Consider the following 22,506-nt stretch of genomic DNA (forward strand, 5'->3'; position numbering starts at 1 on the left):
AATGAGGGATCCTTTATGAAGTTTAAGTTAGGAAATGTTTCGTTTGATGCTCCTATATTTAAAGTTCTTAACACTTGTTTAATAAGCGGTCACTTGCAACAGAAGAAAGATATAATATATTTCACAAATAATAAAAAGCATGTTAGTTTGTATCTAGAACCTAAAATAATTGAGAAGTCAACGGACAAATTTTATGGGGATATCTCAACAACGTCGGCTGTTTTTAGTCAATTTATTTTTAAGGGGCTTATCAGCTTTGTATTGAGGATAAGTACTCTTTAAGCCATGGTATTAATCTACCATCGAAAACCTCATACGATTTAATCTGAAAACCCATTTTGGAAGGCTTAAACAAAATTATAAATCAATATATTTACATATTTATATTATGGTAAACTGAAATTTGATTACATTTCTACACTAAAATATTCGAAGGTGATTGAACCCGTAAGGATTTGCTATTTAAGTGATTAGAAAGATGATAAAATAGAAATATAAATGTATAGCGTGTGATGGTGGGTTTGTTATTATCCCTTCTTTCCATTTGGAGGGAAAGAAGGGATAATACATGGAATTTTTATTTGAACTTTTAAAATAAATTGCAAGAGCGGTTGTGAGTGAAGTATCAGCTTATTTTTTGAGAAAGCAACTACAAAAAAGGGGAAACCCAAAACCCACTTTTTGCCGTCCCAATCTCAAGCGTGGGTCTAAAAAAAGATAATGCATAATAACAGCCATCTTGACAGTATCCTTTATTAGAGGGGATGTTAGCCGCATTCTGTCTTATTTGTTTTATAGGTAATACTTAGTTAAGTTTAAAATTCTTTAAATAAATATATAATAATTTATAAATTTAAGGGGCTGGTAGCTATTACAATTGCACATTTTAGAGGTGGTTAAGACACAATGGGAAGAGCAATTAGATAAACTGGTCCATCTTGTGGGCTGTACGCATTTATAAACGTAATGAATCATATCAATGAGATATTCGATGTTCTTTTTTCTCTTTCAGCATTCTTTTATAAGGATTCGCTTTACGAATCGAGCAAACAATCTCATGTTTTTTCATGATTCTACGAATAAGTTTTAGATTGTAGACAACTTGAAACTGGCCCGCCAATGTCATTTTTATTTGACGACTCCCTTTCGGTTTCTAAATCGAAAGGGATGATTTCTTTTACGATTTCATCTTAAACGTTCTTTTGTTTCCCTTGTTCTTGAGATGAAATGGAAAAATAATTATAGTATCCCGAACGGGATACACCAGCTACTTTACACAAGTAACTCACCATATTTCTTAAGTTGTATTTTATGATGTTAGAACAAATCAGGATATATTTCTGACTAGATGGTAACGTTATTTCCTTTTCATCCTCCTTTCCATAAGTTTCATTTTTTTACTTATTCCGCTTTCTTTTGTTTTATACATCCACTATACTCATAGATAACACCCATAATACCAAAGACAGTTCTTCTCATATTGATGAGATTTCCGACCATTTTTCTTTAGTAGGGTAAACAGGCGGATAAAAACCTTTGTTATTACTGGGGTGTTTCTCTTTATTGTTTGATATAACAGCGATAGATGATCTTGAATCATCCCAATTGTCTTATATTCACTTAGTTCTCTTGTTTCTTTTGTAAAAAAAGTTGGCGCATCTTAAACATCGTAGAAGTACAGATGAAAATGGCAATGAGTTTTCCATATACAGGACATTCTAATCGTTTTTGTTTGATAGTTTGCCAGTGATGAATTTGAAATAGGGATTTCCACGTTTTAAACATGATTTCGATTTGCCAATGGAGAGAGTAAAAATCATGGATTTGTTCCATCAGAACGATCTCACAAGGCGCATTTGTGATATATATGTTGATACCGGTTAATCGTTTACTTTTTTCTGAAAACGAAATGCCCTTTTTACCTGTTATATAGATTTGTTTTTTTCTACGTTCCCGTATTTGTTCCTCTGTTAATCAATAGATAATCACTCTCGTGAATAGTTTTTGATTCTCTCCAATGTAAACTTCTTTTATTTCATATGTTTGTCCTGGTTTTAAATTGTTCATGATATGTTCTAAGTTAACTTGGATATACTGTGATTGCTTTTTTACTATTCCATTTCGAAAGTATTCAGGAAACGGATTATATATACCGTATGGTTTAATTTTAACCTCGATATATAGTGCGTACCTAGTTGATCCATTTGATCGAAGTCTTCTAATGAAAAATAATCTAAATCAAGGATACATAAATCACCTGGATATAATGTGTCTAAGCATTCTGTTCCAAAGGTCTTATCTTTATTTTTCCCTGGACCTACCTGAAAGTTTAAAAATTGACCACTATGTAAGTCATATTCTAATTGCATCTTGATACCTGCTATTTGTGCGCAACCACCGGATCCTGGATATGAACTCGTTAAATGTTTTGGCACTTGAAAAATGGTGGCATCTAAAATACGAATGCGTTGAAAGTGTTTGAGCATTGCGCTTTAAACAGCTGATGCCTCGCAAAGCTTACTTTTCCATAATACAGAAAAAATAGACTTCAGAAATACAACAGCTTTTTGAATAAAGCCCTTATGAGTCCCTCAGGACTCATAAGAGTGCCAGTGATTTCATGTAGCTTGCTAACAACGAGGGAATCGTTCGCTGTACGTTGGCTAACCCAAATACAAAGGCTAGCTAAGTCATTATCTGAGAACTTTCGTTTTCTTTTTATAAAACCTAATTCTTTTGAAAGCCCTTCTAATAAAAACGGTATTAAATGACGGCACAACTCTTCCGAAAATAATTGTAATTCGTCTTGAATCGAAAGATTCATAAAAAACGTTATCATTTCCAATTAGCTTTTTAGAAAGGATAACGTTTTTTGACACTTGGGGGTAGTATAAATTTTTAAGTTGATGAGCATGGGATATGTGTGTAGCAATGGAACAAAATCACGCAACAAGTATTAGCGGACATTAGGAACCTGTTCTATAAAGAACCGGGTTCCTTTTCTATCTTTATTTGGTTATTTTCTTCATATACTAATGTACGTAATCGTCCACTTTTTATTTCTTCAGGAAGAATAAATGAATATCGTTCTACTATATTAATATGCTTATGACCTAATGGTGAAAGTCTAGAAATATCATCATTATCAATAACGTGACCACGATTTCGGATTACTTGTAGCGCGGATCCTATATAGTGAGTATTCCATACAACAATTGTATTTACTACTAAGCCTAATGCTCCTAAATGAACTTCTGGCCCTTCTCGATAGGGTTATGAAGTTCTCCACTTTTGCCGTAAAATAAAGCCCTTGCTAAACTATGTCTTGCTTCACTTATGCTTAGTATATTTAAAATTTTCTGACTATAATTTTCGTCATTTAAATGTAAGAGTAAATAACGTGTTTTAAATATCTTTCCAAATTCTACAATCACCGCCTTAGTATGGTTGTTTTTTCATTACATTTTAATACTCGGATAAAATGTGTTGCATTTATTTTATATGCTTTTTATACCTTACATAATTGTAAGGTAAGACTGCATTTATTGTAAGAGTGTATTATTTTTAGATATGTTATATTTATATAGCATCGCAAGAGCATGCAAAGAGGGAGTGAATAAATTATGAAGAGAAGTTTTTTCATATTGATGTTAGCAATGGTATTTAGTATGGGATTAGCTGGTTGTGAACAATGGGATCGTTATAGTCCTGTTGCAAGTAAAACAGATGTTTATGGAATGGTAACAACTGAACCGAAAATGGATGCTAACGGGAAAGAGCACGGTTTTACATCCTATGATTATGATTTAATTGGATATGATAAAGATTTAAACAAGGTTGACTTAGGTTTCGGCTCACCTACCCTACATCCAATTGGTACTTATATCAAAGCAGTGAAAAAGGGTAGTGATACAAGAATGCATGATATAAAAGTTGTCAAGAAAGAAGATGTTCCAAAAAATATAGTAAATAAATTAAATGAAAGTCAAAAATAACTTACATCAAGAAGACACAACAATTATGCTGTGTCTTCTTGATGTAAAATGATTTGGATTAGATGGAACGATATACTACTGTTTATGCAAAGACTTGTGCAACTTAAAATAATAAATAATTCTTAATTCTCAATATAGACTACAGAATTTACTCAAATTTAAATTTAAAATCATTTCTGGTAATTATGGATATATTACAAAAGTGTAAGAGAACTGTAATGTAAGTTGATTGCAGATTCTGTTAAAAAGATGCAAAATGGGTTAAAGAAACTAATATTAGGAGGAGAAAATAATGATCAAACCAGTTGTAGACGTAAAAAACGTCCAAAAAGTATACGGTAAAAAAGGAGAAAGTCAATCCCATGCATTAAAAGGTGTATCATTTTCCATTCGTGAAGGTGAATTTGTTGGAATTATGGGACCATCAGGTTCAGGCAAAACAACGTTATTAAATGTCATTTCAACATTAGATAACGTAACGGGCGGTATTGTTGAAATTGCAGGTACAGATATTACAAAAATGAAGCAAGGCGAACTTTCTGATTTCCGTTCGCAAAAATTAGGATTCATCTTCCAAGACTTTAACTTATTAGAAAATCTATCAATTTATGAAAACATTGCTCTACCACTTTCACTTCAAGGTGTTTCATCACGTAAAATTGGACCAAAAGTAGAAAAGGTAGCGGAAATGTTAGGCATTTCAGCAATCCTACAAAAATATCCATCTGAAATATCTGGTGGACAAAAACAACGTTCTGCCGCAGCCCGTGCACTTGTTCATGAACCAGCAATTATTCTAGGTGACGAACCAACAGGAGCACTAGATTCAAAAAATGCTACCAGTCTTTTAGATGCAATGACAAACTTAAATGAAGAACAAGATGTTTCTATTATGATGGTGACACATGATCCATTTAGTGCAAGTTACTGTCAGCGTATTTTATTCATTCAAGATGGAGAGCTATATAAGGAACTTCATCGTACCACTAATCGTGAAATATTCTATAAAGAGATTTTAAATGTACTGGCAGGCTTAGGGACACAAAAAGCATAACAACGGAGGTAAGCGCATGTTATTCAAACTATCTATGTCGGGTCTAAGAAGTAAGATGAAAGACTATATTGTCTTACTTGTTGGCCTCATTATGTCAATTTCTATTTTTTATATGTTCGAAACGTTAGCACTGAATGAAGCATTTCTTAAATCGAATTCTCCCATTGGAGGAGCTATAGGATTCATCTTTCATGCAGGTACAGCATTATTAACAATTCTCACGTTCTTCTATATTTTGTATGCCAATTCTTTCTTATTATCGCTCCGTCAAAAAGAATTCGGTATGTATATGATGTTAGGAGCAAAAAAACATAAAGTAACAACTCTTATGTTTATGGAAACCATTGTATTAGGCCTTGCATCTCTTATAATCGGGATTACGATTGGTATAGGGTTATCTAAAGGGGTGGGTCAGTTATTGATGAAACAGCTTGATTTTACTGCTAGTGGTTATCAAGCCCTTTATGTTCCATCAGTAACGGTTACTTGTCTTTTCTTTCTTATATTATTTGTTCTTTCAGCAATTATGAATAGTATTAAATTATCACGTATTTCTGTCCTGCAACTTGTTCATGCAGGTTCTAAAACTGAACGTGCAACTATAGGAGGAGCGAAAACAGTTGCCATTGCATTCTTAGCCATTATTTTGTTAACGATTGGTTATGTTTCAATGATTTACATGGATAAGTTAAAGCAAAACGGGATTATCATCGCATTAATCACAGTAACATCAGGAACGTACATGTTATTTGGTACATTCCTACCTCTTGTTATTAGAAAATTAAAGGGTAATAAAAAACGTAGTGAAAAAGGACTGAATGCCTTTACTTTTGCACAATTAAACTTCCGTATTAATAGTTTAACGAAAGTACTTGCAACAGTGGCGATGTTAGTTGCGCTTGGTGCTGGTGCGATTTCAGCTGGTATGGCATTTAAAAATAACGTGATACAAATGGTTGATGGTATGGAACTATACGATTCCGTCGTTCATAATCCAACAGCGGAAGAAAAGAAAATTTTAAATGATATTCCATTTAAAGAGAAAAGTGAATATCGTTACAAAGTAGATGATAAATATGTTTATTATTTAAAAGAAGACTTAGAGAAAAAACGTCCTTTCGTACCTAATAGGGAAAATGCGAAAGGTATGAAAGATATTGGAAAAGTGAAAAAGGCTTCAGAAGAATTGCCGGTAGGTGCAATTTCAAGAGAAATGAAAGAAAAAGATGTAAATGCAAAAGAATTGTCAGAAGAATGGAATGCAGCATTTGAAATAATACAGCCACATTATTTATATCCTGATCAAGCAATTAAAATTGTAGATCAAAAAATGTACGATGGTATAAATGGAAAAGAAGGTATTGCATTTATAGGAAAAACAGATGATTTTGTAGCTTACGCAAAAGAATGGAAAAAGCTTGATGAGTTGCAGTTAGCTAAATATAAAAACATAAAAGAGGACTCCCTAAATAGTAAGTATCAAACATATACTGGATTTAACGGTTTGTACACCGGAATCGTATTTATGGGTTTCTTCTTAGGTATAGCGTTCTTAGCAATGATGGCAAGTTGTTTAATGTTTAAAGTTTTATCTGGGGCATCAAACGATATTGCGCGCTATCAAATGCTTCGTAAAATTGGTGTTCGCCAAGAATTATTAACGAAGTCAATTTATAAAGAATTATTCTTAGTATTCTTATTCCCGGCAATCGTTGGTATCGCTCATGTATTAGTTGGTATGAATATCTTCTCGTACTTTTTAATTAATCCGTATTTCCGTATTTGGTTACCCCTTGTTATTTTCATAGTCATTTACGTGATTTACTACTTTATTACAGTTCAATTATATAAAGGCATTGTTCTTCCGAAAAAAGATTAAGATTTTAAAATGAAGCAGTCCTAAAGGTTCTTTAAATGATACAACCCTTAGGACTGCTTTTTGTCATTCTAACGAAAAAATAGAATAAAGAACAAAGTTTATAGCACATTATTATAGGGATTTAAAAATGTAATTTAATATTCATGTCGGCTAATCATCTACTTCCTGATGACATAACGCGTTTCATTCTAATCCCATCTATATCAAAGCCACATTCTTCAAAAATATTTTGAGGTAACTTTCCTTTTGCATTTATCTCTTATTATATAAGTAATATCCTATAGAACAGACTTTTTTCAGTTTCTATTCTATAGGATATTTCATATCTTCTCTAATTTTCTTAATATATTAGTGCTATATATTAAAAGATGGTGGAATTATTTCAAATATAATAATTATTTGGTTTGAAGAAGTATTTTCCCATTTATGTTTTGTATGAGATGGAATTTTAACACTATTACCTTTATGTGCTACAGGCTCTTTAGATAAAGAGATTTGAGGTAATAAATTCATCAAGGTGAATTCAAGTGATTCATTTAATGTGGGTGATAACAATTCATATGAAACACCGCCACTTTCAGGGAAGTTTATTTTCCTTTGATTAGCTTTCACAACTAACTTTTCTGTATTTGTGTTTTCCAAGAAAAAAATAATAATGGAATATTTAGTGTTATAGAAATTAGTTTTAGTGTCTGTAAAGACGAATTTATTTCCCATTTTCCAATTTAACTTAGCATAGAAGACGTTATATCGGCTAATTTTATAGTTAATCTTATGCTCTTTCTAAACTCTGTAATTTTTTAGCAACATTGATATTGTTTATGTATGTAAAGTCCTTTAAATAAGTTAATTAACTATTATTTACTTATAGTTAATACAATATTAACATATAGATTAATTACAATAATCTTTGGATATTTATTCCACTGTAAAAGTATGGAATGAATAGATAGGACATAATTAAAAAATCGGATTTAAGTGTAGATAATTTAATTTATATTTAGACAGGGGCATTTACAAGTGAGTGGAGTTTCAAGACAAACAAAAGAAAATTTAAAAGGGAAGTATTCACTAATACAAAAATTAATTGCGACGGAGGAAGCTTTTTGGATTAATCCGAATAAAAATAGATTTCGAATCATCAATTCAAAATTGTCGTTTAACTCATGCTAATGTTAAAGATGCAGAAGATAGATAAAAACGATTTGCTCCATATATTGCAAAAGTTTTCCCTGGAACAAAACAGATGAACGGAATTATAGAATCGCCATTGGTTAAAATCGATTCTATGCAACAATATCTACAAGAAGAATATAACGAGGAGAAACTAGGACAATTATTACTAAAATGTGATAGTCCTCTTCCAATCTCAGGATCTATTAAAGCAAGAGGCGGAGTATATGAGGTGCTAAAATATGTAGAATATTTAGCATTTGAAAATTATTTGTTAAATAAACAAGATGATTATTCAATTTTAGATAGTGAAAGTTTTCGTAATTTCTTTTCAAATTATTCTATTGCAGTAGGTTCAATTGGAAATTTAGATTTAAGCATTGGAATTATGTGGGTAAAGTTAGGTTTCAACGTGACTGTTGATATGTTAGCAGATGCGAAAAATTGAAAAAAGATTTACTCCGTAGCAAAGAGGTTACTGTTATTGAATATACAGCAGACTAAAGTAAAGCGGTAGAAGAAGGAAGAAAAGAATCCTATGTGTTATTTTATAGAGTCTACTCATTCCTCTTGTATACTTTTAGGTTTGATGACTGGATTGCATGATGGCATCTCTGTACAAGATTTCGGAATTGATAATAAAACAGACGTAGATGGACGTGCTGTAGGGAAAACAATAGATCCTTTTTTAGTGGTGCATATATAATTAGTGATGATCATCTATACAAGTTATTAAAAGAATTAGTGATACAGAGGGAATCAATTTGAAGCCACCTGCATTGGCTGGTATGATAGGACAAATTAAATTGTATAGAGATGGAAAAGATTATTTAAAAAATAATCTTTTAAAACAAAAATGAATCAAGGTACACATATTGTATGGAGAACAGGGGGGAGAATGGTGCCAGAGGAAGTAATGGAATAAAGTAAGAAACAAAACGAAGAATTTCGAGGTATAACCATACTAATGTCATCATGAGTCCAATTGTGCTATACCACTCCATATATTTTGGCGCCCCACTACGTGTACCATTTTCAATTGAATCAAAATCTAATAATAGATCTAATGCAGCAACGACAATCACAACGGCACTAATAATGATACTGCTTGCCCCACCTTGGTGAATATATGGAACAGTCAGAACAAAGGTGTTTAGTAAAAAAACAAACAAATACATAATAAAAATGCCAAGTGTTGCAGCCGTTACGACTGTACGAAATTTTTCAGTTACTTTTATTATACGAGTAGCATATAATACTAACATTGCAAATAAAATCGAAATGGTTAATAATACAGCAGTTAAAAGAATAGAATTTCCAAAACGCATTATATAAAATACTGATATACTTCCCAATACAATCCCTTTTACCACAGCATAAACTGGTGATATACGGGGAATGAATATAGCTGCCAATGCAACTATTATATTAACCACTGCTACTCCAACTAATACAGGCATTTTCATTGTACCTTGTGTAACCTGTACATATGAATAGACAGACGCTGCAAGAAGTAAAATAAGCATAACGAATGTTTTGCTTATAGTTCCGCCAATAGTCATCGTAGAAGCGTTTGTCTTTTTTTAACATTGGATTAGATGTTCTCATGATTTCTTCCTAAAATATTTTTAACTTGTAAAGTGAATTTTTTATATCTCTAATTTCTTATCGATAATGCGACCTGTAATCGTTACGAGTGCAATTATTAACAAGTAAGTAAAACATAGACCGAAAATGGTGAAATCTTCAATAGGATAAAATGATGTATCAAAAAAATCATTTTTATCCATGAACCCAGAACTCTTAATAGTAACTGCATATTTCTCTAATTTACTTAAAACATTCATTACTATTATTTGTATTGTTGAAAAAATAGCAACGAAAATGACGAATAAAATAATTTTATTCATCGATGACTTCACAGGAAACAGCTTTATAATTGCCGTGATAAAATAACAAGAAATTAAGACACTCATGAAATCGATTCCCCATAAAATAAAAGCGAATATGTGTTGGAATATTCCGTAACTATACAACTTGCGAAACTCTTGTCGGAATTCTCCGATTATTTCTCCCCCATACAGACTTGGATCATAACCAATTACTTTTCCATCATAAAAACTTTGTGAAAAATAATATGAAAAAATTAAGCCTATACCTAATAAAATAATAAACATTAATGTAAAAAAAAATAAATGCATATATATATATATATGGGTTGGAATAGCTGTATAACGAATCATAGAATTTTTTAGTGTTTTATTAAAAGAAGGCAGCGCTATAAAAAGAAGCGAAAATGCAGCTACACCAATTATTATCAGGTATATGAGTAATACTAAATCCTTTATAAACGGAGATAGTACCCCTGAGAGTCCTATCGTGCTAAATAAAAGAAGTAAAGAAATAATAATAAAACCCGAATAAAAGACAGCTATTTTTTTTCTATTGCACCTATAAAAATAGATAAAAAGTGGATTCATTTCTCAAAAACCTCCCTAAATAACTCATGTACTGCTTTCCCTTGATGAAAACGAATTTCATCTACGTTTTCATGTAAAACAATATTTCCGTCTTTTAAAAAGATTACCTCATCAAATATATTTTCGATTTCTTCTATTAAATGAGTTGAAATGAGAATGGTACAATCTTCCCGATAAAATTTAAGAATTAAATCTAGTACATGTTTTCTAGAAACAAGATCAATCCTACCCAATGGCTCATCTAATATATATAACTTTGCTTTCCTGGAGAAAGTTAAGATAAGTTGTAATTTTTCCACTTCATCTTTTGATAAAGCAACTACATGTTCTTCTAAGGGCATTTTAAATTCAGCTATTAAATCTATTGCTTGTTGTAAATCAAAATCAGGATAAAAATCACGATAGAAAACTACAGCATCTTTTATCGTCATCCACTCGTCAAAAACAGGACTATCAGACATAAATGAAACAATTTTCTTTGTTTCTATTCCTACCTTCTGACCTTCAATTGTGATAGTTCTTTTAGAAGGATAACGCAAACCAGCAATCATTTTTAATAATGTCGTTTTTCCGCTACCATTATCACCAACAAGACCAATAATTTTCCCTTCAGAAATTGTTGCACTTAAATCTTGAAGCACTGTTTTTAAGTTATATCTTTTCCACAGATTTTCAATTTTTAATAACTCTGTCATTCGTTTTCCTCCTTTTTCTTTTCTAATAAGGAATGGAGGATTGAGAGAATTTCTTCTTCTGTAAATCCTCCATTCCATTTATAAAATTATTAAGAAACTCTTTTGACATTTCTTTAAAAACTAAATGATTTCCAATACTTTGAGCATAGCTTCTTCTTTGTACTGCTTCGACTCATTTCATCAAAACATGAAAAGAAAAAGGTTTCGTAATATAGTCATCGGTTCCAACGTCAAATCCATTCATTGGATATTGTTCTTCTTCTAATGCAGTTAGCATAATTATTGGTATATCTGAATGATTTCGAATCATTTTGGTAACTTCAAATCCATTCAGATTTGGCATCATCACATCTAGAAGAATTGTATCAAAGGATTGCTTATTAAATTGTGTCATGCCCTCTAATCCATATGATGCAGCTGTATCAGAATACTGTTGAGTTATTAAAAATTGTTTAATTAATTCCTGAATTTCTTGGTCAGCCTCTACCACCAAAATATTATAATTCATCACTATATCACCTCTTGTAGCTATAATAACATTCCTATCTGGGTTTTATGTGGAAATGCCATACATAGACACATAAAAAGACTTCTCAGGAAAATGATATGTATTTCAGGTTGGTTCCTAACCTAAGAGATATGATTTAGGTTCTCGTGAAAAAAAGAATACAATGTATATATTCTTAACTAAGTCGTATCTTATGCTCCTATTCCAAATAATTGATGGATGAATCCTTTTTGATTTTGGACAGACTGGTCTACAAAATCTTTACTCTAATTCTAGATTAAATCCATGTAGTATTAGAGTAAACTTATAAGATATATATATATCTTATAGAAAGGACAGATACATGTTAGTAACGATTTATATAATATATACAATTTGTCAAACTTTATAAAAGAAGATATATCATTTAATTAAATGGACTACTATCAATAAGAGGTGTTAACTCTATAGTTATTTTTTATTTATAATTACGACAATTATTAAATTGTAATAACAACAGTATTAGTAATAGCTTTAGTAGAATTGTTGAATTAAATGAATATTGAAATGGTAATCGTATTTTCAGAAGTCAATGTATTGTTATAATTCTGTGTAAAATTCACTCAAAGATAAAACATAGTTTTGCAAAGTCGTTGGTAACAATTATTTCAATTATTATTGCTAAAGTTAATTATAAAATCTGTTAATCAGAATATAAAATATTTTGTTGGAATTTGATGTTCCTAGTGTAAAGGAGTAAGTGTTAAATTATTTCGTTGTAAAAACTTCTATACCCTAATTTAAATTTTATTCAAATCTTAGAATACTAACAAAGCAACACGATTATAAATCCAGATCTACGGTTTTTAAACTGAGTATTAATATAACTGTATATTGTTGAAATTGTAGTCCTACTAATTTTATTTATATTCCGAATGGTTTGAATAGGATGCGAAAAGTTAATTTTATTAAATGTATCTTTTATTATTTTAGAGTTTTTACATTTAATATCAGCGTTACAATCATCTATTTCCACTTCTGTTATATGATTAGAATATGTATATAATCGATGACTAACAAAACTTAATAGTAAAAGAAAAATAAAAATGTTTTCTACAAATAATAAAAGTATGAGAAAAAGTGCGCTTTTCATAAAATCTCCTCCTTTATTTAAAAATTCTTTACATGTACAGACAACTTTACAACCTATACAGGAATTATATACCAAAAAACTACTTCAGTTAATATTTTAGAGTTTTTCGAATATTCATTAATGTCGATTAACTACTATTTTTTGTGCGCTATTTATAATAAAGTAATATTATCGTTATTATTTTCAAAGATTGATTAATTCGTACGTTTTAAGACTTCAAAAGCACAGTTTTCTGGGTAGAAACAATTTTATGTAAGATAAAAATAAAACAATATTATCTGGGGTTAACCAAAGAGGTAAAAAGATAAGATTACAAGAAATTTTATAGTTCGCTTTATGTTCAAATTGTTATCACATCTTAGAAGAACAATTATGTTATATTGGGGAATCCCCCTGTTCTTTACAACTTTTGAACTAGTCAGGGGAGGCCCCTGACTTTGAGTGTACAACTAAATACATTAATGCAAAATTTTTAGTTGTATGCTAAAAAAAGTGAGGGAATATTCAGAAATATGATGTTGCATGCTTTTTTTAAGTCCCATAATGTAATTTTTCATTCTATAAAAAGTTCGGTTTATTCTATATTTTAAATGGGAAGGACCGAACTTTTTTATGCATAATCCTAATTTTTACAATGTGGATGAAGTTATTTTTGTAATATTTGAAGAGGAATGGCTAGTTATATAAGTTCATAAAGATAATAAAATTTAGTTTAAATGAAGAGATTTTAATGTATAAGATTTAATTACTATGATGAAAACAAATCTGTAATTAGCAATTATATTAATAAAGGATTACCGGATTGACTATATTTCAACTATCCAAATGCAGTAAGCTTACTTTGTACATGTTTATTAAATGGGTATTTATAACCTAGCTAGTCATTCGGGTAAATTGTGATTTAGAAGAGCTTAGACGTGATGAAATATTATTACTGAAAATCCATGGCTATTTAGAAAATATAAAAAATGATATGATGTCAGGTTTATGCAAGGAAGAGTCATCTTTTGTGAAATATAGTCTGACTACTGGTAAGGGTGGCAAGAAGCCTTAGTTGAGGAACCCAAAATTTTTAAATTAATCAAATGAGTGTTCGGTAATAAGACTAAGGAGTTATGTAATTTCTTTTATGCCTTTTAAATTAAGGTATTAATACGATAAAAATTCACTTTATTTAATAAAATCTTGAAAAAGGTAAGGGGGTATATTTTGACTTCATCTGGTGGTCCATCAAATAAAGTTCCCCTACGACACATATCCGTGCAGCACCAGCAGTTTGTAAAATGGATGGTACTACCATAATTTGATCGATAATACAAAACATTAAGTTGTATTTCATATGTTATTCCTCCAGGTCCAATTTTTATAAATTAAGCAGATATTTTCTGATTGTTCTCTCTAATATCTTCAGTTTTTGAATAATAAAGATCCTATAAATCCAGATAATAATCCAGTAGTCATAATAGTAGCAGCACATAGTAACCTTTTATAGGATTATTAAATCCAAACATAACCAAACCATCAATCCAACAATTGGTGTTGCTGTTGCAACAGCGTTATTAATGAGGCCAAATTATACAACAATTACAGCAGAAATTATGCCGCCTATTGCATTTGTTAGATAGATAGGAATCGGATTTGCAGCGATAATATCTATTTGTGTCAGTGGTTCAATAGCAACGGCTTTTGTAGTCGTATTGCTACCAAATTTCCATACGCTTAAACAACATATAGTTAACAAAAGAAGAACTCGTTACTGATTGATTACCAATTTCCATGGGTATACCAGTTAAACCAATGGAAATTGGATTCGGATTTAAAGGGACATTTGAAAATAAAGCTTATAAAATTGGAAAGGCTGATTTTATTGATGAAAAAGCGAATTTGTTCCATGATGGTGTTGCTACTACACTTGAACAAGAAGGAGAAACAGTTGTGTATATTAGTGACGAAGAGGGAGTTCTTGGTCTAATTGCATTGAAAGATACATTACGTCAAGAAACAATTGCCGCAATTCGTGACTTACAAAACCTTGGTGTAGAAGCAATTATGATTACTGGTGATAATGAACTAACAGCAAAAGCAATAGCCTCTGAAAGCAACTTCAAAGAATTCTATGCGTCATGTTTACCAGAAGCAAAGGTAGAAACAGTAAAACAACTTAAAGAAAAATATAGTGTAGTTGCTATGGGAGAAGGAACAGATGTTGCCTTAGAAACTGCTGATATTGTTCTTATGAAAAACGAACTATCTCGCCTCGCTCAAGCAATTCATTTATCCAAACGAATGAATCGGATTGTAAAACAAAATGTTATCTTTTCACTAACAGTAATTGCGGTGCTTATTTGCTTGATTTTCTTACAATTTTTAGCCCTTCCATTTGGTGTTATCGGTCATGAGGGAAGCACAATTCTTGTTATTTTAAATGGCTTGCGATTATTAAAAGAAAATAAACGAAAAACCAACTAATATAAAATGAATCCACTATATTTGTGGATTCATTTTGATAATTTAAATAAGAATATTCTCAATGGCGAAAAATTATAATTGGAATTTTATTTATATGGACCCGTATTTTACTTTTGGTTGCCACACCCTATAAATATAATCTATACGATAGTAGGTTTTACTAATAAAAATAAAGGTAAACTTCCACTTCTAAATCAATAACAAAGCCAATAGCCGATTTTCTTACCATATAGGGAATTGGCTTTGTCTTTGTCGAAATTTTCTTAGCAAAGGAAGATTTGCTTTTAGCTTCCAAAAAAATACCTTAACGTGGGTTTTATGTTATTTGGTTGATGGGATCCCTACATACGACTTATATGTGTGATGATACGAAAATAATAGGGAGTTAAATGACAGAATTATTTGAAAGAATAGGTGGTATAGATTCTTTACAACAAGATTGCTTGGCCATTTCTTCGTATAACGGGAATAATTATTTTCCTCTATTAGAAAAATTCTATAACAGTCATAGAAAGACCTTATTTCGATTGATTTCATTGTTGGGTGTTTTTGCCCATCCCCTCGAAAAGGGGGAATAAGAAAAATTTCCAAAGAAGAATACTTCTAACGAAGTAAAAGATGAATTAGCTTACTGTGAAAAATTGATTGCCATTATTGAAAACAAACCACAAATCGCTCATCTACCAGCTGTAAAGGAAAAATTGAACGTGTTAAAAGAAGCTGTAGAAGATACGCAAGAACATCTAAATTATTCAACAGACACCGATGCACGAGTAGGACATAAAACACATTTAGCAATTAGTGATGAACGTATTATTACAGCAGCAGTCTTACAACAGGTGAAAAATCAGATGGACATTATCTACAAGAACTGATTAAAAAAAGTAAAGTAACAGGAATGGAAGTTGAAACAGTTATCGCTGACACGGCTTATTCAGGGAAAAACAATTTACTTTATACAAAAGAACAAAGCATTCAACTGATTTCTAAGTTAAATCCAATGATTACTCAAAATGGGCGAGCAAACGGAAAAGGATTTGACTTTAATAAAGATGCGGGTTTATTTGTATGTCCAGCAGGACATTTAGCAAAAAGAAAAAGTGAAAAACCAGATTCACATCCAGGAGCAAGTGCAAGAATGGTTTGTTTTTTTGACGTTGAAACATGTAAGGTCTGTCCACTTCGAGAAGGATGTTTTAAGGAAGGCGCAAAAACTAAAACCTATTCTGTTGCCATTAAATCAGAGGAACATTTAGACCAACAAGCTTTTCAAGAAACAGAAAAATTTAAACGCTTAGCTCGAGAACGCTATAAAATCGAAGCAAAAAATAGTGAGTTTAAAAATAAACACGGGTACGATCAAGCATCGACTGCGGATTCATTTGGCATGCAAATTCAGGGAGCAACGACGATATTCGCTGTCAATCTAAAAAGAATCTTGAAGCTTCTGAATGAAAAAGGGTAATGAATAGGCAAAAAGAATTTATTTATAAAAAACGCAAGTTTTTCAGTGCCTTCGTACAATACCGGGCTCATACCCTAGAGGCTGCCTAATGAAACGACCTGTCTAACTTTCGGGGGGCACTTCAATTTGGAGGGCTTTTGTAAGTGCTACCTATTAATAAAGAAAAATGAAGAGTTAAGATCACCAATAAAAGCATTATCTCACGAGAAATAATTGAAAAGTTATCATTTTTTTCGTTTATAAAGGAAGAAGAACCGTGAGAGTGAGTTCCGTGACACATAAGGAGATAAGTAATCAAAGGGGATGAATAATTTCACGTACCTTAATGATAACCAAAAATGATACCACCACCAATTGATTGCATTTAATTACCAAAAATTACAGTTGAAATTGAAAAAACAATTCGTTATTTCAATAAAAATTTTGCAAAACAGAGTGAGGGGGGAATCATAAATGAGATATTTTAAAGGAAAACAATTCAAAAAAGATATTATTTTAGTAGCCGTTGGCTACTATTGTCATTTTTCTTTTAGTTATCGTGATATCTCTGAAATTTTGAAAGAACGTGGTGTTTCAGTTCATCCAACAACTATTATACGCTAGGTTTATGAATGTGGGCACCTGATCTATTAAATTTGGAAGAAGAAGAAAAATAAAAAAGTGCAACTATCTTGGAAATTGGATGAGACGTATATAAAAGTTAAAGGAGAATGGTGTTACCTGTATCGTGCAATTGATAAAGAAGGGTACACATTGGATATTCAACTTCGTAAAAAACGAGACCATCAGGCTGCATATTCCTTTATGAACTCAAAAATTTAAAGGAACAAGACTTTTATAAACATACAACTCATTGTACAATCAAGCATTTGAATAATCTCATAGAACAAGACCACAGACATGTAAAACGTCGCTTTGCTAAATTTGCAGGATTTCAAAGTCTTCACCATGCTTCGCGCACTTTGAAGGGAATCGAAACGATTCATGCTATATAAACGAAAACGAAGTTTGCAGCCAAACTTCGTTTTTCAACGTACAATGAATTACAGCAATTACTTACAATTTCATAGAATTCAGCTAAACCTCATCCTAACTTTCTATCTGTAAAAAAAACTTTGCAACAGAACCATTGTACCTATGAATTAACTTTTTATTACTAGAAGAATCTGTTTGGATCAATTTTTTAAATGGATTTTTTTCGCCTCATAAATTATGCCCATTCTGAACATTTTTAATCCGAAAATTATTTTAATACTACAATTTATTCGTTTAAAATATCGAATTACAGAGCGACTTAAAGAGGTGAAAACAAGTTCATCTTAATTTTGATATAATAAAAGTGAACATTTTTAGAACGTTATTCTATGCCGTTGACAATGGAATTTTAATTCACTATAATGACTGTAATTTAACATAACAAATACATTGAAAGAGCCCAGTAGCAGTTTGTCACTGTTATCGAGAAAGCTAGGGGCTGATGGAACCTAGCACAAACAAACCTGTGAATTACACTCTGGAGTATCCTTGGGTAATGCCAAGCGTAGTAGCAATCGATATCATTGCTAAGAGTGGTATGAATAGAGGAATGATTACTATTTGTACAATCTGGGTGGTAACACGGTTAAAATCGTCCCTATGTCTAATGTAGACATAGGGACTTTTTTATACTCTTTACTACTTTAAAGTGAAAAGAACTAATGATTTGAGGGAGCTGGAAAGAAATGAACATTATTGATGAACTAACATGGCGTGACGCAATTAATCAACAAACGGATGAAGTAGGGTTACGTGAACTAGTAGAAGAGAAAAAGATTTCCTTGTACTGTGGTGTAGATCCAACTGGTGACAGTATGCATATTGGACATCTAATTCCATTCATGATGATAAAGCGCTTTCAATTAGCTGGGCATCATCCAGTCATTTTAATTGGGGGAGCAACAGGAACAATTGGAGATCCAAGTGGAAGACAAACGGAACGTAATTTACAAACGTTTGAACAGGTACAACATAATGTTGACGCATTAACAGCACAAATGAAAAAATTATTTGATTTTGGCAGCAATAATGAAGTGAAAATGGTAAATAACTACGATTGGATAAGTCAAGTAAACATTATCGAATTTTTACGTGACTACGGCAAAAATTTTAGCATAAATAGTATGTTGGCAAAAGATATTGTAGCAAGCCGCTTAAATACAGGGATTTCATTTACAGAATTCACATATCAAATATTACAATCCCTAGATTTTCACCACTTATACAAAGAAGAAGGCGTTCAACTGCAAATCGGTGGTGGTGATCAATGGGGAAATATTACGAGTGGCTTAGAGTTAATTCGTAAATTAGAAGGACATGAAGCAAAGGTATTTGGGTTAACAATTCCGTTGCTATTAAAATCAGATGGAACGAAGTTTGGAAAAACAGCAGGTGGAGCGATTTGGTTAGACCAAGAAAAGACGACTCCATTTGAATTTTACCAGTTCTGGGTAAACACAGATGATCGTGATGTAATTAAATACTTAAAATTCTTCACTTTCTTAACAAAAGACAGAATTGATGAATTAGCGATGAAGGTTCAAACAGAACCTCATAAACGTGAAGCACAAAAAGTACTTGCAGAAGAAATGACAAAGTTTGTTCATGGTGAGAACGCATTTTTACAAGCGATAAAGATTACAGCAGCTTTATTTAGTGGAGATATTAAATCGTTAAATGCAGATGAAATTGAGCAAGGATTTAAAGAGATGCCGATATTAAAGGCTTCTAAAGAAACAAAAAATATTGTGGAGTGGCTAGTAGACTTAGGAATTGAGCCTTCTAGACGTCAAGCGAGGGAAGACATTAATAATGGAGCTATTTTAATGAATGGAGACAAGGTGACGGATGTGAATGCAGACGTTAATGTGAGTAGTTCAATTGATGGCAAATTTATTATTATCCGTAAAGGTAAAAAGAATTACACATTGGTGAAACTAGGGGAATAAAGCTATAGAGTGAAAGCGAGGAGATTAACAATGCTTTCATCATGGGAACGCACATTAGAATTAGCATGCTTTAATCACCATGTTATAGCAGAAATAAATAAAAAACAGCAAGTGAATTGGTTATTATTAGATTTGGGATTAGAGGATATAAGTGAAGAACAAGTAAATTTAGGGTATTTTAGAATGCTGGATATTATAAAAAAAGGCGCTACCTATTATCTAAGAATCCACATTTTACTTCCAGTGATAAAAAGTTATTTTCAAGGAAGGTACTACATTAAGCATGATAGCTGGATCTCATTATGGAGTAGAGCCGTGGGATTGGAAAATGGTTTATATGTAAGTGTGAAAGTAATGAATGGAAAAGAAGCTAGACATGAAGTGTTGCAAGAAAAAATATTAAAATTTCGTGAACAAAATAGCGAACTGTCGCTTGAAAAAAGTAATATTATTACATCTAGGCGTCTAGTTGGATATAGTAGATTGTTAAAAAACATAGCTGACCAATCAATAAATGAAAATGAATTTCATTTAGAGGCGAATAAATTATGTATAGGCGATCCAGTTGCAAATCAGGCGTTTGTAAGTATGTTAAAATGGCACCCTGGTTTAAGAGAAGTAAGCGAAAATGATTCTTTAGAATAGTAATTATATGAAGTGTAGCTGTTGAAAAAGAAGAGTAAAGGGAATTTACTCTTCTTTTTGTTATCAATATAACGAATATTTATAAGTTTAACATTATATTTAATCAAGTTATTTTTGGGGATAAAAGGTTTAACGCTTTAATGGATAAAAGCATTAAACCTTTAAGGTTTTAAATAAAAAGTTTTTTATTTAACTTGAAATACGCATTTAAATAAAAGGGTTTGCGTAGCATTGACAAAACAAAATTGCAGGAGTAAACTGACGTCGTAAGTTGATTTGTGAATTATTACACAAATTTAAACTTGAGTTTTATGAAAGATTTTAGTGAGAAAAAATATGATTTAAGATGAATATTATTCAATGTAATTTAAGAATAAGCGAAAAAGTATTCTAAAAAATCATATTTAAAATAGCGGAAAGGATGGATGCTAAAGATTTTATGAAAGGCTTTGTTTTAATACCCTAGTTTTTAAAAGGTTATTTTAGACAATACAAGTTCTTTAAAAATTAGCGTATTAGTTCATCGTAAGAATCAGTAAAAATAGATTCCGTAAAAATTTTATAAAGGAAAGAAGGACAAAATTATGGCCAAGACTAAAAAGTTAACGCTATTTGGGTTAATTGGTATTACGATGGCATTCTTTGGCACAGTACGTAGTGTGCCAACACTTTCCATTACAGGATGGGCGCAAATTTTCTACATGTTAGTTGCTGCACTTGTATTCGCCCTTCCAATTGCCTTGATGTCGGCAGAGCTTTCAACAGGATTTCCTGAAGAAGGTGGGCCTCAAGTTTGGGTGAGAAATGCATTAGGCGAAAAGTGGGGATTTGTTACCTCATGGTTATTATGGGTTCAAATGTTTTTTGGGATGGTAATGGTTTCATCAACAGTAGGTGTTTTACTAGGCTATGTTATTGATAAACCGGAGTTATCTTCAAACAATTATTTTATCTTTGCTTTAATCTTAATTTCATACTGGGGCGTAACTTTATTAAATCTTAAGTTTGATATGGTTAAAGTTGCCGGTAACTGGGGCGCAGTTATTGGTGTATATATTCCATTTGTTATTCTCGTTGTTCTAGGTGTTATTTATATGCTTAAAAATGGAATTCAACCAAACGGTTACTTAGGAGATTTTAAACCAAGTGATTTAATTCCTAATTTCAAAGATTTAGGGAGTTTAACGTATTTATCGGGTATCATCTTTATTTTTGCAGGGGTAGAAATTTCATCTGTACATGCAAATAATATTGAAAATCCTAAACGTAATTATCCGGTTGCTGTTATTGCTTCTGTTGTTTTATTAGTAATCTTTAATATTATTGCTGGTTTAACAGTTTCTAATGCAGTGCCACGCGGTGGGTTAGAATTAGCGAACATTACACAACCGTATTTAATTTTCTGTGAAGATTTAGGAATTCCATCCATCTTTGTTAACCTTATTTCTTTAATGATTTTAATTGGTGTTTTAGTACAGCTAAGTGCATGGGTACTTGGACCAAGTAAATCTATGATTAAAGTGGCAGAGGAAGGGAATTTACCGAAGTTCTTCCAAAAGAGAACAAAGAAAGACATTCCAATCACGTTTGTAATGATTCAAGCAATTGTTATTTCGTTAGTATCTTTCTTATATGTAGTAGTTCCAGATGTAAATAGCGCATTTTTAATTATTACAATTACAACAACGATTTTATATTGTATTGTATATGTTTTAATTGCTATTTCAGCAATTCGTTTACGTTATAACATGCCTAATGTGAAGAGACCTTTTAGATTAGGAAGTAAAGGGAATGGATTAATGTGGTTTGTATCTATTTTCTCAATGATAGGTATTGTACTTACGATTATTGTAAGTTTAATTCCGCCATCTATTCTTAAACCAAGTCAGTATACTGGTTACGTAATTTATCAAGTAGCTGCTACAGTCGTTATGATTGGGATCGCTCTTATTATCAACAAATGTAAGAAACCTGAATGGAAAAAGGAAAATAAGCAAGAGGAAAATTTAAAACAAGCAAACTAAAAT

Annotated in this window: 8 protein-coding genes, 12 pseudogenes and 1 other annotated feature; of the genes and pseudogenes, 11 read left to right on the top strand and 9 right to left on the bottom strand. The window is 31.5% G+C overall.

Annotation, left to right across the window (positions count from 1 at the left end; translation table 11 throughout):
* Positions 1-985: 985 nt before the first annotated feature.
* The 3 pseudogenes from DN407_RS30315 to DN407_RS32825 form a co-directional block, all read right to left on the bottom strand.
* Positions 986-1,382 (bottom strand): annotated as a pseudogene (locus tag DN407_RS30315) (IS3 family transposase); the annotation flags it as partial.
* A 19-nt stretch (positions 1,383-1,401) separates the two neighbouring features.
* Positions 1,402-2,824 (bottom strand): annotated as a pseudogene (locus DN407_RS30320) (IS4 family transposase).
* 155 nt (positions 2,825-2,979) lie between these two features.
* A pseudogene (locus DN407_RS32825) lies at positions 2,980-3,434 on the bottom strand (Tn3 family transposase).
* A 189-nt stretch (positions 3,435-3,623) separates the two neighbouring features.
* Here DN407_RS32825 and DN407_RS30335 point away from each other — a divergent pair.
* The 3 genes from DN407_RS30335 to DN407_RS30345 all read left to right on the top strand — a co-directional run bounded on the left by DN407_RS30335 (position 3,624) and on the right by DN407_RS30345 (position 6,928).
* A complete protein-coding gene (locus tag DN407_RS30335) occupies positions 3,624-3,995 on the top strand; it encodes a YxeA family protein (RefSeq protein ID WP_149217126.1) in 372 nt (123 codons plus the stop codon).
* Positions 3,996-4,287: 292 nt separating this feature from the next.
* Positions 4,288-5,049 (top strand): ABC transporter ATP-binding protein, encoded by a 762-nt coding sequence (locus tag DN407_RS30340; protein WP_149217127.1) that lies wholly within the window; start codon positions 4,288-4,290, stop codon positions 5,047-5,049.
* Between the two features lie 16 nt (positions 5,050-5,065).
* Positions 5,066-6,928, top strand: a complete 1,863-nt coding sequence (locus tag DN407_RS30345; RefSeq protein WP_149217128.1) for an FtsX-like permease family protein — start codon at positions 5,066-5,068, stop codon at positions 6,926-6,928.
* Positions 6,929-7,282: 354 nt separating this feature from the next.
* Here DN407_RS30345 and DN407_RS30350 read toward each other — a convergent pair.
* Positions 7,283-7,751 (bottom strand): annotated as a pseudogene (locus DN407_RS30350) (MerR family transcriptional regulator).
* A 197-nt stretch (positions 7,752-7,948) separates the two neighbouring features.
* Here DN407_RS30350 and DN407_RS32560 point away from each other — a divergent pair.
* Positions 7,949-9,026, top strand: a pseudogene (locus DN407_RS32560) (D-serine ammonia-lyase).
* Here DN407_RS32560 and DN407_RS30360 read toward each other — a convergent pair.
* From DN407_RS30360 to DN407_RS30375, 5 genes and pseudogenes are all read right to left on the bottom strand, one after another.
* A pseudogene (locus tag DN407_RS30360) lies at positions 9,025-9,709 on the bottom strand (Bax inhibitor-1/YccA family protein); the annotation flags it as partial. The pseudogenes DN407_RS32560 and DN407_RS30360 overlap by 2 nt on opposite strands.
* 41 nt (positions 9,710-9,750) lie before the next feature.
* Entirely contained in the window at positions 9,751-10,581 is an 831-nt protein-coding gene (locus DN407_RS30365) for an ABC transporter permease (protein ID WP_149217131.1), read from the bottom strand.
* Complete coding sequence (locus DN407_RS30370) at positions 10,578-11,276, bottom strand: ATP-binding cassette domain-containing protein (RefSeq protein ID WP_149217132.1); 699 nt, start codon at positions 11,274-11,276, stop codon at positions 10,578-10,580. Before DN407_RS30370 ends, DN407_RS30365 begins: the two co-directional genes overlap by 4 nt.
* Positions 11,273-11,391: pseudogene (locus DN407_RS33045) on the bottom strand (GntR family transcriptional regulator); the annotation flags it as partial. The gene DN407_RS30370 and the pseudogene DN407_RS33045, both read right to left, overlap by 4 nt.
* Positions 11,383-11,787 (bottom strand): annotated as a pseudogene (locus DN407_RS30375) (response regulator transcription factor); the annotation flags it as partial. The pseudogenes DN407_RS30375 and DN407_RS33045, both read right to left, overlap by 9 nt.
* A gap of 2,935 nt (positions 11,788-14,722) precedes the next feature.
* Here DN407_RS30375 and DN407_RS30380 point away from each other — a divergent pair.
* The 7 genes and pseudogenes from DN407_RS30380 to tyrP form a co-directional block, all read left to right on the top strand.
* A pseudogene (locus tag DN407_RS30380) lies at positions 14,723-15,385 on the top strand (HAD-IC family P-type ATPase); the annotation flags it as partial.
* A 341-nt stretch (positions 15,386-15,726) separates the two neighbouring features.
* Positions 15,727-15,927 (top strand): annotated as a pseudogene (locus DN407_RS32830) (hypothetical protein); the annotation flags it as partial.
* A gap of 36 nt (positions 15,928-15,963) precedes the next feature.
* Positions 15,964-16,850 (top strand): annotated as a pseudogene (locus tag DN407_RS33050) (transposase); the annotation flags it as partial.
* Positions 16,851-17,303: 453 nt separating this feature from the next.
* Positions 17,304-17,920 (top strand): annotated as a pseudogene (locus DN407_RS30395) (IS6 family transposase).
* A gap of 346 nt (positions 17,921-18,266) precedes the next feature.
* Positions 18,267-18,488: a binding site (T-box leader), on the top strand.
* An 83-nt stretch (positions 18,489-18,571) separates the two neighbouring features.
* Positions 18,572-19,834: a tyrosine--tRNA ligase gene (gene tyrS, locus DN407_RS30400; protein WP_149217133.1), complete on the top strand. Its 1,263-nt coding sequence runs from the start codon at positions 18,572-18,574 to the stop codon at positions 19,832-19,834.
* Positions 19,835-19,864: 30 nt separating this feature from the next.
* The gene (locus tag DN407_RS30405; RefSeq protein WP_149217134.1) at positions 19,865-20,479 is read left to right on the top strand and encodes a protein rep; all 615 of its coding nucleotides are present in this window, start codon (positions 19,865-19,867) and stop codon (positions 20,477-20,479) included.
* 584 nt (positions 20,480-21,063) lie between these two features.
* Positions 21,064-22,503 (top strand): tyrosine-tyramine antiporter, encoded by a 1,440-nt coding sequence (gene tyrP, locus DN407_RS30410; RefSeq protein WP_149217135.1) that lies wholly within the window; start codon positions 21,064-21,066, stop codon positions 22,501-22,503.
* Positions 22,504-22,506 lie beyond the last annotated feature (3 nt).

This window comes from Bacillus sp. JAS24-2 (genome assembly GCF_008274905.1).
GTDB classification, from domain to species: Bacteria; Bacillota; Bacilli; order Bacillales; family Bacillaceae_G; genus Bacillus_A; species Bacillus_A cereus.

Excerpts from the sequence above, each read along its gene's own strand:
- DN407_RS30340 (WP_149217127.1), top strand. The coding sequence starts at position 4,288 with ATGATCAAACCAGTTGTAGACGTAAAAAACGTCCAAAAAGTATACGGT.
- DN407_RS30335 (WP_149217126.1), top strand. The coding sequence starts at position 3,624 with ATGAAGAGAAGTTTTTTCATATTGATGTTAGCAATGGTATTTAGTATG.
- tyrP (WP_149217135.1), top strand. The coding sequence starts at position 21,064 with ATGGCCAAGACTAAAAAGTTAACGCTATTTGGGTTAATTGGTATTACG.
- DN407_RS30365 (WP_149217131.1), bottom strand. The coding sequence starts at position 10,581 with ATGAATCCACTTTTTATCTATTTTTATAGGTGCAATAGAAAAAAAATA.
- DN407_RS30370 (WP_149217132.1), bottom strand. The coding sequence starts at position 11,276 with ATGACAGAGTTATTAAAAATTGAAAATCTGTGGAAAAGATATAACTTA.
- DN407_RS30345 (WP_149217128.1), top strand. The coding sequence starts at position 5,066 with ATGTTATTCAAACTATCTATGTCGGGTCTAAGAAGTAAGATGAAAGAC.
- tyrS (WP_149217133.1), top strand. The coding sequence starts at position 18,572 with ATGAACATTATTGATGAACTAACATGGCGTGACGCAATTAATCAACAA.
- DN407_RS30405 (WP_149217134.1), top strand. The coding sequence starts at position 19,865 with ATGCTTTCATCATGGGAACGCACATTAGAATTAGCATGCTTTAATCAC.